A 15,562-nucleotide genomic window follows, 5' to 3' on the forward strand; every position below is an offset into this window, starting at 1 on the left:
GGGTTCGGACCTGCCGGGCGCGGCGGCATCGTGGCGCCGCCGACGCCGCCAGGGGCGCCAGGGGCGCCGGGCGCACGCGGGGCGACCGGACGCGGCGCGGGTGCGCCGCCGCCGACGCCGAACGGGTTGTTACCGACGCGCGGGCCGGGACGCGGACCTGCCGGCGCCGCTGGACGTGCCGGGGCTGCTGCCGGCGCACTTGCGGCCGGGGCCACCGGCTGGGCCGGTGCCACAGGCTGCGCCGGTGCCGGCGGGGCCACGGGCGGGGTTTCGACCACCGGCGCGACCGGTTGCGCAGGGGCGGCAGGCGCCGCTGCCACTGGCTCCGCGACGGGTGCCGCGGCCTTCTTCGCCGCAGTCTTCGCCGCCTTCTTGGCCGGCGCCGGCTTGGCGTCGGGGAATGCCTCGCGCAGCTTGCGCGCGACGGGCGCCTCGACGGTGGAGGAGGCGGTCTTGACGTACTCGCCCATCGAGGTCAGTTTCTCGATGGCTTCCTTGCTGCTGATCCCGATCTCTTTGGCGAGAGCGGATACGCGGGTCTTGCCTGGCACGTGTCTCCTTCGCGAAGGACCGTGCGGCAACCCGCTCGGCCCGGCTAGGCGGTGGACTTACTCATCGCTGGCGCTTCATCGAGTGCCCATTGCTCGTCATCTCCTGCGGGCTTGCGCTGATGTTGGTCGGACTACTGCTGTGGTGCACCGTGCTGTGCGACGTACTCGAGTATCGGCGTCGGGTCGACGGCGGGCACGCGCAGTGCCCGGGCGAAGGCCCGCCGCCGCTGCGCGAGCGAGACGCACCGGAGATCGGGATGCAGCCATGCACCCCGGCCCGGGAGCCGGTGTCGGACGTCGGGTACGACGGGCAGTGCGGCTGGTTCGCCGGACGCGCGAACGTCCGGTGCCGACCTGCCGGCCGCATCCGGTGTCGCGACGACGCGGAGCAGCGCGGTGGCCGGAGCCTTTTGGCGGCAACCGATACAGGTGCGGATCGGGCACGGAGGCCCGGAACACGCCAGATCGGACGCCGCCGACGGACTCGCGGCCGACATCAAGTCTACCCCTCGGGCGGCGTCGACGCCGATTCGCCCGCGCCCGCCGTGCTGCGCTCGGTGTCGGCCGGGGCCGGCACGGTGGCGGCAGCGGGATCATCGGACGAGGCATCGGACGCGCCGGGAGCCGGCGCACGGGTCTCGCCCTCGGCGTCGCTGTGGATGTCGATGCGGTGTCCGGTGAGCCGGGCGGCGAGGCGCGCATTCTGCCCTTCGCGGCCGATCGCGAGCGAGAGCTGGAAGTCCGGCACCACCACGCGCACCGCGGCCCCGGTGCTGGTCATGTCCACGACCGTCGACTGCAGCACGGTGGCCGGTGACAACGCGTTGGCGACGTAGGTGGCGGGATCCTCCGCCCAGTCAATGATGTCGATCTTCTCGCCGTGCAGTTCCGCAACCACGTTGCGCACCCGTTGCCCCATCGGCCCGATGCACGCGCCCTTGGCGTTCAAGCCGTCGACCGTGCTGCGCACGGCGACCTTCGACCGGTGCCCGGCCTCCCGGGCGACAGCGACGATCTCGACGCTGCCGTCGGCGATCTCGGGAACTTCGAGCGCGAAGATCCGCTTGACGAGGCTGGGATGCGTGCGGCTGATGGTGACCTGTGGCCCGCGCATGCCGCGGGCGACGCCGACCACGTAGGCGCGCACGCGCGTGCCGTGCGAGTAGTCCTCGCCCGGGACCTGTTCGGACTGCGGCAGCAGCGCCTCGATCTTGCCGATGTCGACGAGCACGAGCCCACGCTGCGCGGCGTGGTGGTCGGCCTGCACCAGTCCGGTGACGATGTCGCCCTCGCGGCCGGAGAACTCACCGAAGGTGACGTCGTGCTCGGCGTCGCGCAGGCGTTGCAGGATGACCTGGCGCGCGGTCATGGCGGCGACCCGACCGAAGTCGGTGGGCGTGTCGTCGTACTCCTCGACCACCGCGCCGTCCTCACCGAGGTCCTGCGCCCAGACGACCACGTCACCGCTGCGCCGGTCGATCGCGACGCGCGCGTGCGGCATGGAGTGCGCGGTGTGCTTGTACGCGCTGAGCAATGCAGTCTCCAGCGCGTCGACGAGCGCCTCGAAAGAGATCTCCTTCTCCCGCTCGATGCTGCGCAGAGCCGCGAGGTCGACGGCAACCATCGCTACGCCTCCTCCGGCCGGTTGAACTCGATCTGCACCTTGCCGCGGCCCAGCGAGGGCCAGGCGACCACGCGGTCCCGGCCGTCGACATCCAAGGTGACCCCGCGATCGTCGACGTCGCCGACGCGGCCGGTCAACGGGGCGCCGTCGACGTCGGCCGTGACGAGCCGGCCGCGGGCGCGGCGCCAATGCCGCTGCTCGGTGAGCGGACGGTCGACGCCGGGCGACGTCACCTCCAGCACGTAGCTACCGGCGAGCGGGCGGGCGCTCGCGGTGTCGAAGCTGTCGGCATCCAACGCGTCGGAGATGACGCGGCTGACCACGGCCACGGCGTCGAGATCGATGCCGTCGTCGCCGTCGACGATGACGCGCACCATGCTGCGCCGACCGGCCGCGCTGACCGTGACGTCCTCGAGGTCGTAGCCGGCGTCGTCCACCAGCGGACCCAGGAGGTCGAGCAGGTGCTCGCGGGCCTGTGCCGCCGTGCCACCGGACCCGCCGGCGTTCGCGTGCGGGACGGGCGGCATGACGAGCGCTCCTCGGGTCGGCCTGCAGTTGTGGAACGGCAAGCGTATCGGTTCTGTCAGACTTGCCGCGCCATGAGCGACAGCGCGCAATCCCCGGCCTCGACCGAGGGGCGGCCGCATACCCGTCGCTGGTTCCTCGCCGGTGCGGCGGCGCTCGTACTGGGCGGTGGCGGCGGTGCCGCGGCGCAGCTGCTGCACCACCCGCGTCGGGCCGCGCGGCCCGCCCCGCCACCCGCATCCCTGGTGTCCGCGTTGGCCGCGGAGGACGCGTTGATCCGCGACCTCGACGCGACGACCGGCGGCGGCACCGCGGTCCGCCTGGTGATCGCGCAAGTGCGCGCCGATCACGTCGCGCACGCGGCGGCGCTGCGCGGCCTGATCGCGACGTATCCGCGTGCGACCGCAGGCGGATCCGCGTCCGCGTCGCCGACGCCCAGCGGCACGGCGCGCACCCGCGAGCAGCTGCGCGCAGCCGAGACGGCCGCATCCGGCGCCGCCGCGTCGCGCGCGGCGCAGACCCACGGCGAGGTCGCCGCGCTGCTCGCTTCCGTCGCGGCGTGCGAGGCGACCCATGCGGAGCTCTTGGCGTGAGCCCGACGGACGGGCGGCTCGCCGCGGCGTGGCAGGCCGCGCTCGCCGCGGAACACCAGGCGTGCTTCGGTTATCCGCTGCTGGGCCCGCACCTCGACCGGCCCGGGCAGACCCTGGCCGCGGCGTGCGAGGCGGCGCACCAGGCGTTGCGCGACACCACCGAGGCCACGCTGCAGGCCGCCGCGCTGACGCCCGTCGCGGCCCTCGCGGACTACCCGTCGCTGTACCCGGTTCCCGACGCCGCGGCGGCCCGCCGGCTGGCCGTCCGCCTCGAGGACGCGTGCGCGCAGGCCTGGCGCTATCTGTACCTGCGCGCGGCGTCGACGGCCGACCAGCGCGCAGCCGCGCTGCGCACCACGGCGTCGCACGCGCTCACCGCGAGCGCGGTCCGAGCGACGCGCTGGCGCGCGGCGCTGGACCCGCAGCACGCCACGCAACCGTTCCCCGGCACCTGAGCCGGCGGTCACAGCTGCGCGATCTCCTCAGGCGCCTGGCTGAACTGCGCGCGGTACAGCCGCTCGTACGCCCCGTGCCGGGTGAGCAGCTCGTCGTGGCTTCCTTGCTCGACGATGGCGCCGTCCTCCATGACCAGGATCGTGTCGGCGTCGCGGATCGTCGAGAGGCGGTGCGCGATGACGAAGCTCGTGCGATTGGCGCGCAGCGCCGACATGGCCTGCTGAACGAGCAACTCCGTGCGGGTGTCGACCGCGCTGGTCGCCTCGTCGAGGATGAGCAGCGACGGTTGCGCGATGAACGCGCGTGCGATGGTGATCAGCTGCTTCTGTCCGGCGCTCAGGTTGCCGGCGTCGTCATCGATCACCGTGTCGTAACCGTCGGGCAGTGCCTGGACGAACCGGTCGACGTGGCTCGCCCGTGCTGCCTCGAGGATCGCGTCCTGCGTGGCGCCCGGGCGCCCGTAGGCGATGTTCTCGCCGATCGTGCCGCCGAACAGCCAGGTGTCCTGCAGGACCATGCCGATCTCGCCGCGTAGGTCGGCGCGGGATAAGTGTGCGATGTCGACGCCGTCGAGGGTGATGCGCCCGCCGTCGAGCTCGTAGAAGCGCATGACCAGGTTGACGAGGGTGGTCTTGCCCGCACCGGTCGGACCGACGATCGCGATCGTGTGGCCGGGCTCCGCGACGAGGGACAGATCGTCGATCAGCGGGACCTGCGGGTCGTAGCGGAACGCGACGTGCTCGAACTCGACCCGCCCGCGGTGGTGGGCGACGCGATCCCCGGCGTCGACGGCGACGTCACTTGACTGCTCGTCGGCGTCGAGCAGGTCGAACACCCGCTCGGCGGACGCGACCCCGGACTGCAGCAGGTTGGCCATCGACGCCACCTGGGTCAGCGGCTGGGTGAACTGACGCGAATACTGAATGAACGCCTGCACCTCGCCGAGCGAGATCGAACCGGAGGCGACGCGCAGGCCGCCTACGACGGCGACGACGACGTAGTTCAGGTTCCCGATGAACATCATCGCCGGCATGATCAGCCCGGAGACGAACTGCGCGCCGAAGCTCGCTTCGTACAGCGCCTCGTTGTGCTCGGCGAACGTTTCGTCGGCCTCGCGTCGGCGACCGAAGGCCGTCACCAGCTCGTGCCCGGTGAACGACTCCTCGATGTGCGCGTTGAGCCGGCCCGTCGTCTTCCACTGCGTGATGAAGTGCCCCTGCGAGCGGCGGGCGATCGCCTTGGTGACCAGCATCGACACCGGGATCGTGACGAGCGCGATCAACGCCAACAGCGGCGAGATCAGGAACATCACGGTGACGACGCCGACGACGGTCAGCAGCGAGGTGAGCAGCTGGCTCATCGTCTGCTGCAGCGACTGCGAGACGTTGTCGATGTCGTTGGTGACCCGGCTGAGCACCTCACCACGCGGCTGCCGGTCGAAGTACGGCAGCGGCAGACGGTTGAGCTTGTCCTCGACATCGGCGCGCAGCCGCAGGATCGTGCGCTGCACGACGCCGTTGAGCACGTAACCCTGCAGCCACGCCAGCACGGCACCCGCGGCGTACACCGCAAGAGCCATCAGCAGGACGTGACCCAGCTGGCCGAAGTCGATGCCGCGACCCGGAGTGGGGCGGGTGCGTTGCAGCAGGTCGGCGAAGGTGTCGTCGCCGCGGGCGCGCGCACCGGCCACTGCCTGGTCGACGGTGACGTCGCGCGGCAGGCGATCGCCCAGGAAGCCGCGGAAGATCACGTTGGTGGCGTCGCCGAGGATGCGCGGCCCGAGCACCGTCAGCGTGACGCTGCCGACGGCGAGGACGAGCACCAGCAGTGCGGCGGCACGCTCGGGGCGCAGCCGGCCGAGCAGCCGGCGGGACGAAGGACCGAAGTCCATCGACTTCTCGGCGGGCATCATGCCGGCCATCCACGGTGGTCCCCCACCGCGGCGGGCAGCGGAGCCGGCCGCCGGCAGCCGTGACGGCATTACCGTCCCGTTGCCCGCTGCCGGCTCAGTTTGCGGGCGACTCATGCGACGGCCTGCGCCGTCAGCTGGCTGCGGACGATCTCGGCGTACGGCGCGCAGTTGTCCAAGAGCTCCTGGTGCGTGCCGTCACCGACGATCTCGCCGGCCTCGAGCACCACGATGCGCTCGGCGTCGATGATCGTCGATACGCGTTGCGCCACGACGAGCACGGCGGCGTCGCGGATCACCGGTCGCAGAGCGGCGCGCAGGCGGGCATCCGTCCCCGGGTCCAGCGCGGAGAACGCGTCGTCGAAGACATAGATGTCCGGCCGGCGCACCAGGGCACGGGCGATCGCGAGCCGCTGGCGCTGCCCGCCGGAGAGGTTGGTGCCGCCCTGGGCGACCTGCGAGTCGAGGCCGAGGCGTTCGACGAACTCGCGCGCCTGCGCGATCTCCAGCGCCGCCCACAACTGGTCGTCACTCGCCTGCGGGTCGCCGTAGCGCAACGTCTCGGCGATGGTGCCGGAGAACAGGTACGCGCGCTGCGGCACGTAGCCGAGGCTGCGGGTCAGCACTTGCGGATCGAGGTCGCGCACGTCGACGCCGCCGACGAGCACGGCGCCGCCGGTGACGTCGGCGAGGCGCGGAACCAGCGAGGTGAGCGTGGTCTTCCCTGCACCGGTGCTGCCGATGACCGCCGTCACAGCACCGGGCGGTGCGGTGAACGAGACGTCATGCAGTACCGGCGCGGCGGCACCCGGATAGGCGAACGTGACACCGCGGAACTCGACCTCGCCACGCCGGGGCAGCTCAGTGATCGGCGACTCCGGCGCGACGACGGTGGACGCCGTGCCGAGCACCTCACTGATCCGTTCCGCGCACACCGTCGCGCGCGGGATCATCATCAGCATGAACGTGGCCATCATCACCGACATGAGGATCTGCGCGAGGTAGTTGAGGAACGCCGTCAGCGAACCCACCTGGATCTCGCCGGAGTCGATCCGGGACGCGCCGAACCAGAGCACGGCCACGCTCGAGGCGTTCAGCACCAGCGTCACCGTCGGGAAGATCAGCGCCTGCAGCCGGCCGGCGCGCAACGCGGTGTCGGTCAGCTCGGTGTTGGCGCCGGCGAAGCGCTGCGTCTCGACCGGCTCGCGGACGAACGCCCGGACGACCCGCACGCCGCTGATCTGCTCACGCAGGATGCGGTTGACGTTGTCGATGCGTCCCTGCATGAGCCGGAACTGCGGCACCATCCGCCGCACGATCTGCCAGACCAGCACGGCGAGCAGCGGCACGCTGACGCCCAGCAGCCAGGACAGCCCGACGTCCTGACGGATCGCCATGATGACGCCGCCGACGGCCATGATCGGCGCGGCAACGAACATCGTCGAGGACATCACGACGAGCATCTGCACCTGCTGCACGTCGTTGGTGGTGCGGGTGATCAGCGACGGCGCACCGAAGTGCGCCATCTCGCGGGCCGAGAACGTCCCGACCAGCCGGAACAGCGCTGCGCGGACGTCGCGGCCGAAACTCATGGCGCTGCGGGCGCCGAAGAACACCGCCACCGCCGAGGCGCCGATCTGGATCACGCTGATCGCCAGCATCCAACCGCCGGTGCGCAGGATGTAGCTCGTGTCGCCGCGGGCGACGCCGTTGTCGATGATGTCGGCGTTCAGGCTGGGCAGGTACAGCGCCGCAATCGTGCCCGCGAGCTGCAGCACGACGACCGCCAGCAGCCAGCGGCGGTAGGGCCGCAGGAAACGGCGCAGTAGCCCGACGAGCACGATGCCTCCGTCCGATGTCACGTCAATTGCACCGTAAGGATGCAACTGTGTACCGACGGTTCGCTGTCGGCGATCGATCGGTCGTGTCGCTGCGGGCTCAGCTCAGCGCGTCGACCACGGCGACGAGGTCGGCCAGCTGGGTGATCACCGCGTCGGCCGCACCCTCCACGGGACCCTTCTGGACATCGGGGATGTCGCTGTGCGGCAGCAGCACGGCATGCATACCCGCCGTCTTGGCGCCGTGGATGTCGTCGAACGGGCGGTCGCCGACGAACACCGCGGCGCCGGGGTCGGCCACCGACACCGCGTCCAGCGCGGCCCGGAACGCCTCGGGGTGCGGCTTCGTCCACGCGATCTCGGAGCTGTAGACGGCGCCGTCGATCTTGTCGAGCACGCCGTCCCGGGCGAAGATCCGCTCGTGCTCGGCCCGCGACCAGATGGTGTTGGACAGCACGCCCACCTTCAGCCCGCGCTCGTGTAGCGCGTCGAACAGGGCGGGCGCCTGCGGGTCGAGGAACGTATGCGGCTCCCACCAATCGTGGAACGCCGAGCGGACGGCCTCGGTGGGCGCCACGCCGGCGGCGGTGAAGATCTCGTCCATCGAGCCGCTGCGGTGCTCGTCGCGCGAGCGCACCCAGATCTCGCGTTCCGCAGCGAGCAGCCGGTCGGCCACCTCGTCGTCACCGACGGCGGCGATCCATGCCTCGCGCGGTTCGACGGTGTGCCACGGCGTCAACGTGCCGCCCCAGTCGAAGATCACCGCGTGCACCGCCACGGCTGCAGCCTACGAACCGCGTCCGACACCTTTCCGGTCAACTCCCAGCCGCGCGTGGCGACTCTGCGGGTTCACCGTCGGCGTGTCGCCCCGCAGCGCCGCCACGCGCCGACGTCGCGGCGGGAAGCACGCACGACGCGTACCTCAACCACGCGCCCACGTGCGCGGCCGGCGGGGCATACCCGCGCCGTCCGTCAGAACAGGACGGTGGCGAGGTCGGCGACGTGCCGCATGCCGAGCGTCGCGTACATCCGCACAGCGACGTCGTTGAAGTCGTTGACGTACAGGCTGACGCTCGGCGCAAGGGTGAGACCGTGCCGGAGCACCGCGGTCATCGCCGCGGTGCCGATGCCGCGGCCGCGCGCATCGGGGCGCACCCACACGCCCTGCACCTGGCACGTCTGCGGCGTGACCGCGCCGATGTCTGCTTTGAACACCACGCCGAGCCGATCCGTGACCGCCAGCGCGCGTCGCTCCCCCACCAGACCGGCCACCCGGGCGCGGTAGTCCCCGCGGCGCCCGGTCAGCGGCGAGATGCCGAGCTCCTCGGTGAACATCGCGACAGCCGCCGGGAGGTAGACGTCCAATTCGCCGCGTCGCACGATGTGCAGGCGCTCGTCGCCGACGGGCAGTCGGGCGGCTGCAGAGGAGTCCAGGGTGAGCAACAACTGACGAGCGCGCACCGCCCGTTCCGGTCCCCAGGCCGGCGCGAGCTCGTCCCACAGGACCCCGATGGCGTCCGCGCGGCCGACGAAGGACGAGCACGGCCGCGGGCGCCGCGCGAAGGACCGCGCCAGCGCCCGCCAGGCAGCGATGTCACCGCCGACCGGCAGCAGGTTGCCGCCGAGGAAAGCCGCACCGGCAAGACCGCCCGCGTCGTCGCGCACGCCGAGCAACTCACCACCGAAGCGACGCGGCTCGAAGGTCGGCAGCGCGTGCACCCGCGACGCGAGCACCGCGTTGACGAAGGGGTCCTCATCGAGCAGCTCCAGCAGGGCCGGCCGGTCGGCGTCGCGCAACGCGAACACGTGCCGCGCCGGCGCGCCGTCCGCGTGACGCAGCAGCGAGCTCACCCGGCAGACGCTACCGGCGTCCGCCGCGATACTGGACCGATCATGTCCCTGATTCACACGCACCGGCATCTGCAGCGCGCCCGCGATCTCGCCGACGCGCGTTATGCCGAGCCCCTCGACGTCGCCGACCTCGCGCACGCAGCCGGCCTGTCGCCGGCACATTTCAGCCGCGAGTTCCGGCGTGTTTTCGGCGAGTCGCCGCACGCCTACCTGTTGACCCGACGGTTGGAACGCGCGGCGGCACTGCTGCGCACCACGGACTGGCCCGTCGCGCGGGTCTGCATGCACGTGGGCCTGACCAGCGTCGGTTCGTTCACGACGTCGTTCACCCGCATGTTCGGCACGTCGCCGACGCACTACCGCGCGAGCTTCCCGCCGGCCTCGACCTGGGCATTGGTGCCGGCATGCGTCCTGCACCAGCGCGGGCGCCCGCAGAACCGCACGTTTCGAGAAGACGGGGCCCGAACGTGATCGTTAGCTTGTGTGCATCCGACCACGAAGGAGTTCACCAGTGATCACGATCGGCTCGACGCAGCTGTGGGTGCACGATCAGGAGGAGGCACTGAAGTTCTGGACCGAGAAGGTCGGCTTCGAGGTGCGCAGCGACGTCACACTCGACGGCTGGTCGCTTCGGTGGTTGACCGTCGCGGCACCCGGCCAGGACGTGCAGCTGGTGCTGATGACGGTGCCCGGTCCGCCGGTGATGGACGCCGACACCGCGGAGCAGGTACGCGCGCTCACCGCGACGGGTTTCGCCGGCACGCTGTTCCTGGTGACCGATGACTGCCGCAAGTCCTACGAGGAGCTGTCAGCGCGTGGCGTCGAGTTCACGCAGGAACCGACGGAGCAGCCGTACGGAGTCGACTGCGCGTTCCGTGACCCGTCCGGCAACAGCGTGCGGCTCGGCGAGATCAACGCGGCGGTGTGACGCCGGTCAGGCGCCGCGGCCGGTCTCGTTCTGCAGTCGGTCGATCTCTTCGCTGGCCTGTGCCTTGCTCAACCCGTCCTTGGTGTCCTCGCCCGCCTCTTGCGAGAGGGTGTTCAGGTAGGACTTCTGCGGCCCGGTCATCGGCTCGTCGCCGGTAACCCACTGATCGGTGGGCTTGTCGGCCTGCGGTGTCACGTCGTCGGTGTCGGCCATGGTGCTCTCCGTCGTCTCGTCAGTCGAAAGTATGTTCGACTATGCGGTACCCCGCGAGCCCGGGCGGCAAACCGTCAGGTGACCGAGACGGTCGGCGAGCCGCTCGCGGCACCGGTTGCGTCGACACCCATCTCGTCGGCCATCCGCATGGCCTCCTCGATCAGCGTCTCGACGATCTGCGACTCCGGGACGGTCTTGACCACTTCGCCCTTGACGAAGATCTGCCCCTTGCCGTTGCCGGATGCAACACCGAGATCGGCCTCGCGCGCCTCCCCCGGGCCGTTCACGACGCACCCCATGACGGCGACCCGCAGCGGCACCTCGATGCCCTCGAGACCCGCGGTCACCTTGTCGGCGAGCGTGTAGACGTCGACCTGGGCGCGCCCGCACGACGGGCAGGACACGATCTCGAGCCGGCGTTGGCGCAGGTTCAGCGACTCCAGGATGGAAAGGCCGACCTTGACCTCCTCGACCGGCGGGGCCGACAGCGAGACGCGGATCGTGTCGCCGATGCCCTGCGAGAGCAGCGCGCCGAAGGCCGTCGCGGACTTGATCGTCCCCTGGAACGCGGGGCCGGCCTCGGTGACGCCGAGGTGCAACGGGTAGTCGCAGGCCTGGGCGAGCTGCTCGTAGGCGCGCACCATGATCACCGGATCGTTGTGCTTCACCGAGATCTTGAAGTCACGGAAGCCGTGCTCCTCGAACAGCGACGCCTCCCACAGCGCGGACTCGACCAGCGCCTCGGGCGTGGCCTTGCCGTACTTCTCCAGCAGCCGCTTGTCCAGCGACCCGGCGTTGACGCCGATGCGGATGGAGACGCCGGCGTCCGCGGCGGCCTTGGCGATCGCGCCGATCTGGTCGTCGAACTTCTTGATGTTGCCGGGATTGACGCGCACCGCGGCGCAGCCGGCGTCGATCGCGGCGAACACGTACTTCGGCTGGAAGTGGATGTCGGCGATGACGGGAATCTGCGACTTCTGGGCGATGGCGGGCAGCGCCTCGGCGTCGTCGGCCGACGGACAGGCGACGCGCACGATGTCGCAGCCGGCGGCTGTGAGCTCGGCGATCTGCTGCAACGTCGCGTTGACGTCGGCGGTGAGCGTCGTGGTCATCGACTGCACAGAGACAGGCGCGTCTCCGCCGACGTTGACGCTGCCGACCTTGATCTGGCGCGATTTGCGCCGCGGGGCGAGAACCGGCGGCGGCGGGGCGGGCATTCCGAGAGAAACGGTCACGATTCGATTATCCGCCTAGCGGGTTGATGGGGTGCACGATGTCCGCGTAGAGCGTGAGCAATGTCAATACGATGAGCACGGACGCGACCGCGTACATCACCGGCAGCATCTGCGCGGTGTCGACGAAGATCTGCGGGCGGCCGGCCTTCGTCAACGTGGTCGCTGGTGCTCCTGGAGTGGTCGCCAGGCCGTCCGAGCGCTGCGCCGTGGCCCCGCGCCGCATGCGCAGCCGCGCCCGGCCCCGCTTGGCGGCCTCGACCAGCGCGCCGGCGACGTGCCCGCCGTCGAGCGGCAGCAACGGCAGCAGGTTGAAGAAGAACAGCAGCAGGTTGACGCTGGCCAGCAGGCTGACCAGCGTGAACAGCTTGTCCTTGGCGGTGAGGTACTTGCTGCGCGCGTAGTCGCCGGAGATGCGGCCGATGCCGACGACGCCGACGGCGCCCTGCGGGTCGCGTTTCTGCCCCTCGAACACGGTGCGGTAGAGGCTGGCGATCTTGTGCGGGTACGACCCGATGGCGTCCACCCCGATCCGCAGCTGGCGGCCGATCTCGCCGGGCACCTGCGTGATGCCGAGGGTGGCGTAATAGTGGTAGTCGGTCGGCGAGACCCCGACGTAACCGGCGGTCGTCGGCTTCTTGTCGGTGGCCTGCGCCTGGAACGTGTTCTGCACGGGCGTGATATTGACCGGCACGTCCTTGCCCGCCCGGCGCACCACGATGTGCAAGGTCCTGTTCGCCGAGTCGCGGATGAGCGGCGTGAGCTGGTCCCAGGACGTGACGCGCTGACCGTCGACCGACTCGATGCGGTCACCGATCTTCAGCGACTGGATCGCCGGGGTCGGCTTGGTCTCCGACGTGCACTTCTGATTGCCCGATGTCGCCGCGTGCGAGGCAGCCGGCGCGTAGCACCGCTGGATTTCGCCGACCGTGGTCGTCGACCTGTCCTGCGGCGTGCCGAGCGTCATGACGATGATGACCGTGAGCACGAGGTAGATGAGCAGGTTCATGCACGGGCCGCCGAGCATGACGATCATCTTCTTGCCCGGCGTGAGCCGGTAGAACTCGCGGTCCTCGTCGCCGGGCGTGACCTCCGAGCGGCTGACGCGGCGGAAGTCCTCGATCGCGGTGGCCATCCGGCGCGGCCAGCGCGAGCGTGAGCCGTCGGCGCGCGGCGGCACCATGCCGATCATCCGGATGTACCCGCCGACCGGGATCGCCTTTACCCCGTACTCGGTGTCGCCGCGGGTGCGCGACCACAGGGTCGGGCCGAAGCCGACCATGTACTGCGTCACCTTCACGCCGAACTTCTTGGCCGGCACCATGTGCCCGATCTCGTGCAGCGCGATCGAGGCGAGCAGGCCGAAGGCGAAGACGAGCACGCCGATCGTGTAGAGCAGCCAGGGCGGCATCGATACCTCCTGTCGTCCCCGCCGGGTCGGGCGGCGTCGAGCGCTGGTCCGGCTGCGCTCAGCTGCCCTGCGTGCCGACCGCGGCGAGACCGCCGAGCTGCCGCGCCCGCTCCCGGGCCCACGCGTCTGCGCGTTCGACGTCGTCGACGGTACCTGGCTCGCCTACCTGATCGTGGCGTTCGCTCAGCCATTCGTTGAGCACCGCGGCCACCGTGTCCGTGATGCCCAGGAACGGCACAGTTTGATCGTGGAACGCGTCGACCAGCACCTCGTTCGCAGCGTTGTACACGGCGGGCGCACAGCCCCCCGCGGTGCCGGCACGCCGCGCGAGCTGGACGGCAGGGAACGCGTCGTCGTCGAGCGGTTCGAAGGTCCACTGCTGGGTGGCGGTCCAATCGATCGGCCGGGCGGCGCCGGGCACCCGGTCCGGCCAGCCCAGCGCCAGGGAGATCGTCAGCCGCATGTCCGGCGGGGACGCCTGCGCGAGCGTCGACCCGTCGGTGAACTCGACCATCGAGTGGACGACGGACTGCGGGTGGACGACGACGTCGATGCGGTCGTAGCCGATGTCGAAGAGCAGGTGTGCCTCGATGACCTCGAGGCCCTTGTTGACCAGTGTCGCCGAGTTGGTGGTGATCAGCTTGCCCATATCCCACGTCGGGTGGGCGAGCGCCTGCGCGGGAGTGACGTCGCGCATCTGCTCACGGCTTCGGCCGCGGAACGGGCCGCCGCTGGCGGTGACCAGTAGGCGCTGCACCTCGCCGTGCGTTCCCGAGCGCAGGCACTGCGCGAGCGCCGAGTGCTCGGAGTCCACCGGGCGGATCTGGTCGACGCCGGCCAGGCGGGTGACGATCGGGCCGCCGGCGATCAGCGATTCCTTGTTGGCCAGCGCAACGAGCCGGCCCGCCTCGAGCGCGGCGATCGTGGCGCGCAGGCCCTGGGAGCCCGCGACGGCGTTGAGCACGACGTCGCAGCCCAGGCCGGCGAGCGCGGTCGTCGCACCGTCGCCGGCGTGCACCGCCGGTTCGGGGGCGTCGCCGGGCCAGATGCGGGCCAGGTGCTCGCGCAGGGCGTCGGCGCGGTCCGCGCGGCCGATGCCGACCGCCGAGACACGCAGCCGGGCGGCCTGCTCGGCCAGCAGCGCGACACTCTCGGCCGAGCCGCCGCCTGCGCCGACGGCCGTGACGCGGAAGCGGTCCGGCGCGGCGGTGGCGACGTCGATCGTCTGGGTGCCGATGGACCCGGTCGAGCCGAGCAGGACGACGTCACGGCGTTCGGTCACGTCACGCAGTATCGCAACCGGCGTTCATCGAGCCGCCGACGCGACGGAGCGCGACCACCACGCAGAGCGGCCACAGGGCCTGCTCGGCGACCAGCACCCGCTCGGCGACGCCCAGCGGGCCGCCGCTCATCGCCAGCGCGAACCACACCAGCAGCGCCGCGGACACCGCCGACACGCCCACGCCGACGGGGGCCGACAACACGACCGGCCGGTCGCCGACCCCGCGCGTGGCAACGGCCGGCCATGCCACGAGCAGTACGAACCCGATGGTCGCCAGCACCACGTGGGGCCGCGACGAACCGTGCTCAGGCTGGGCGAACACGGCGACCCCGAGCGTCGCGAACCCGGCAAGTGCCAACACCGTGCGGGCGGCGGGCGACAGCGTGCGCAACCCCGCGGCGGTGACGACGTGCGCGAGACCCAACGCGGTCAGGCCAACCGTCATGATCTGACGATGTGCTGCCCCGTGCCGGGCGAGCGCGCTGATCGTGTCGTGCACCGCGTCGTACCCCGACGGCTGCACCTGCGCGGCGACCGTCCAGCAGCCGACGACGGCGACCGGCGCGACGACGGCGGACACCAGCACCCAGGCCGCAGGCCGGTACAGGCGGCGCGTCACCGGCTCTGCAGCAGGTGCGGGCCGAGATCGGCCACGCGGTGGTTGCCGCTGAGCGCCAGCGCGAGATCGGTGTCGGTGAGCAGGCAGCGCAGCACGTGCCGCACGCCGTCGTAACCACCGAGCCCCAGGCCGTACACGTACGGCCGGCCCAGCACCGCCATCCGCGCACCGAGCGCGAGCGCCTTGACGACGTCCGAGCCAGTGCGCACGCCGGAATCGAAAAGCACCTCCACCTGGTCGCCGACAGCCTCGACAACGCCGGGCAGCGCGTCCAGCGAGGCGATCGCGCCGTCGATCTGCCGCCCGCCGTGGTTGGACACGACGACGCCCTGCATGCCGGCGTCGACGGCGCGCCGCGCGTCGTCCGGATGCTGGATGCCCTTGAGCAGGATCGGTCCGGACCACAGTTCGCGGACCTCGGCGAGCTCGTCCCACGTGCGGTCGGTGCCGGTGAACATCGGCCGCCACTTGGCCACCGCGGCCGGCAGGTCCTGCTCCGGTGGGACGTCGAGCTGGGCCAGGAAGGCGGG

Annotated in this window: 18 protein-coding genes; 4 read left to right on the forward strand and 14 right to left on the reverse strand. The window is 71.2% G+C overall.

The features are described 5' to 3' along the window. The 4 genes from ACFFCN_RS16315 to rimP all read right to left on the reverse strand — a co-directional run. Positions 1-551 (reverse strand): translation initiation factor IF-2 N-terminal domain-containing protein (locus ACFFCN_RS16315; protein ID WP_375493343.1); only part of this gene is annotated, 551 nt, incomplete at its 3' end. Positions 552-682: 131 nt separating this feature from the next. Continuing rightward, positions 683-1,048: a YlxR family protein gene (locus ACFFCN_RS16320; protein WP_375493345.1), complete on the reverse strand. Its 366-nt coding sequence runs from the start codon at positions 1,046-1,048 to the stop codon at positions 683-685. 5 nt (positions 1,049-1,053) lie between these two features. Next, positions 1,054-2,175 carry a transcription termination factor NusA gene (nusA, locus tag ACFFCN_RS16325; RefSeq protein WP_375493346.1) on the reverse strand — a complete coding sequence of 374 codons (1,122 nt, stop codon included), beginning with the start codon at positions 2,173-2,175 and terminating at the stop codon, positions 1,054-1,056. A 2-nt stretch (positions 2,176-2,177) separates the two neighbouring features. Continuing rightward, complete coding sequence (gene rimP, locus ACFFCN_RS16330) at positions 2,178-2,702, reverse strand: ribosome maturation factor RimP (RefSeq protein ID WP_375493347.1); 525 nt, start codon at positions 2,700-2,702, stop codon at positions 2,178-2,180. A 72-nt stretch (positions 2,703-2,774) separates the two neighbouring features. On the opposite strand from rimP, the gene ACFFCN_RS16335 reads away from it, so the two are divergent. Together ACFFCN_RS16335 and ACFFCN_RS16340 are read left to right on the forward strand one after the other, a co-directional pair. Beyond that, entirely contained in the window at positions 2,775-3,293 is a 519-nt protein-coding gene (locus ACFFCN_RS16335; protein WP_375493349.1) for a hypothetical protein, read from the forward strand. Then, a complete protein-coding gene (locus ACFFCN_RS16340; RefSeq protein ID WP_375493351.1) occupies positions 3,290-3,748 on the forward strand; it encodes a DUF4439 domain-containing protein in 459 nt (152 codons plus the stop codon). The genes ACFFCN_RS16335 and ACFFCN_RS16340 overlap by 4 nt, the downstream gene beginning before the upstream one ends. Before the next feature lie 8 nt (positions 3,749-3,756). Here ACFFCN_RS16340 and ACFFCN_RS16345 read toward each other — a convergent pair whose 3' ends face one another. The 4 genes from ACFFCN_RS16345 to ACFFCN_RS16360 all read right to left on the reverse strand — a co-directional run bounded on the left by ACFFCN_RS16345 (position 3,757) and on the right by ACFFCN_RS16360 (position 9,347). Next, complete coding sequence (locus ACFFCN_RS16345; RefSeq protein WP_375493353.1) at positions 3,757-5,775, reverse strand: ABC transporter ATP-binding protein; 2,019 nt, start codon at positions 5,773-5,775, stop codon at positions 3,757-3,759. Further along, on the reverse strand, positions 5,772-7,499 hold the full coding sequence (locus tag ACFFCN_RS16350; RefSeq protein ID WP_375493372.1) for an ABC transporter ATP-binding protein: 1,728 nt from the start codon (positions 7,497-7,499) through the stop codon (positions 5,772-5,774). The genes ACFFCN_RS16345 and ACFFCN_RS16350 overlap by 4 nt, the downstream gene beginning before the upstream one ends. A 97-nt stretch (positions 7,500-7,596) precedes the next feature. Then, positions 7,597-8,274, reverse strand: coding sequence for an HAD family hydrolase (locus tag ACFFCN_RS16355; RefSeq protein WP_375493355.1), 678 nt, complete (start codon positions 8,272-8,274; stop codon positions 7,597-7,599). A gap of 194 nt (positions 8,275-8,468) precedes the next feature. Then, entirely contained in the window at positions 8,469-9,347 is an 879-nt protein-coding gene (locus ACFFCN_RS16360; RefSeq protein WP_375493357.1) for a GNAT family N-acetyltransferase, read from the reverse strand. 42 nt (positions 9,348-9,389) lie between these two features. Here ACFFCN_RS16360 and ACFFCN_RS16365 point away from each other — a divergent pair, with 42 nt between their 5' ends. Further along, positions 9,390-9,818, forward strand: a complete 429-nt coding sequence (locus ACFFCN_RS16365) for a helix-turn-helix domain-containing protein (protein WP_375493359.1) — start codon at positions 9,390-9,392, stop codon at positions 9,816-9,818. A 40-nt stretch (positions 9,819-9,858) separates the two neighbouring features. Beyond that, positions 9,859-10,275 carry a VOC family protein gene (locus tag ACFFCN_RS16370; RefSeq protein WP_375493362.1) on the forward strand — a complete coding sequence of 139 codons (417 nt, stop codon included), beginning with the start codon at positions 9,859-9,861 and terminating at the stop codon, positions 10,273-10,275. A gap of 6 nt (positions 10,276-10,281) precedes the next feature. Here ACFFCN_RS16370 and ACFFCN_RS16375 read toward each other — a convergent pair whose 3' ends face one another. The 6 genes from ACFFCN_RS16375 to ACFFCN_RS16400 form a co-directional block, all read right to left on the reverse strand. Continuing rightward, positions 10,282-10,488 (reverse strand): DUF3072 domain-containing protein, encoded by a 207-nt coding sequence (locus ACFFCN_RS16375; protein WP_375493364.1) that lies wholly within the window; start codon positions 10,486-10,488, stop codon positions 10,282-10,284. Positions 10,489-10,562: 74 nt separating this feature from the next. Then, positions 10,563-11,726, reverse strand: a complete 1,164-nt coding sequence (gene ispG, locus ACFFCN_RS16380) for a flavodoxin-dependent (E)-4-hydroxy-3-methylbut-2-enyl-diphosphate synthase (RefSeq protein WP_375493374.1) — start codon at positions 11,724-11,726, stop codon at positions 10,563-10,565. A 4-nt stretch (positions 11,727-11,730) separates the two neighbouring features. Further along, positions 11,731-13,131 (reverse strand): RIP metalloprotease, encoded by a 1,401-nt coding sequence (locus ACFFCN_RS16385; RefSeq protein WP_375493366.1) that lies wholly within the window; start codon positions 13,129-13,131, stop codon positions 11,731-11,733. A 58-nt stretch (positions 13,132-13,189) separates the two neighbouring features. After that, positions 13,190-14,413, reverse strand: coding sequence for a 1-deoxy-D-xylulose-5-phosphate reductoisomerase (dxr, locus tag ACFFCN_RS16390; protein WP_375493368.1), 1,224 nt, complete (start codon positions 14,411-14,413; stop codon positions 13,190-13,192). A 1-nt stretch (position 14,414) separates the two neighbouring features. After that, positions 14,415-15,032: a DUF998 domain-containing protein gene (locus ACFFCN_RS16395; RefSeq protein ID WP_375493369.1), complete on the reverse strand. Its 618-nt coding sequence runs from the start codon at positions 15,030-15,032 to the stop codon at positions 14,415-14,417. Continuing rightward, positions 15,029-15,562: alpha-hydroxy-acid oxidizing protein (locus ACFFCN_RS16400; protein ID WP_375493371.1), on the reverse strand; the 534-nt coding region annotated here is incomplete at its 5' end. The genes ACFFCN_RS16400 and ACFFCN_RS16395, both read right to left, overlap by 4 nt.

This window comes from uncultured Jatrophihabitans sp. (assembly GCF_964246335.1).
Lineage (GTDB): Bacteria > Actinomycetota > Actinomycetes > Mycobacteriales > Jatrophihabitantaceae > Jatrophihabitans.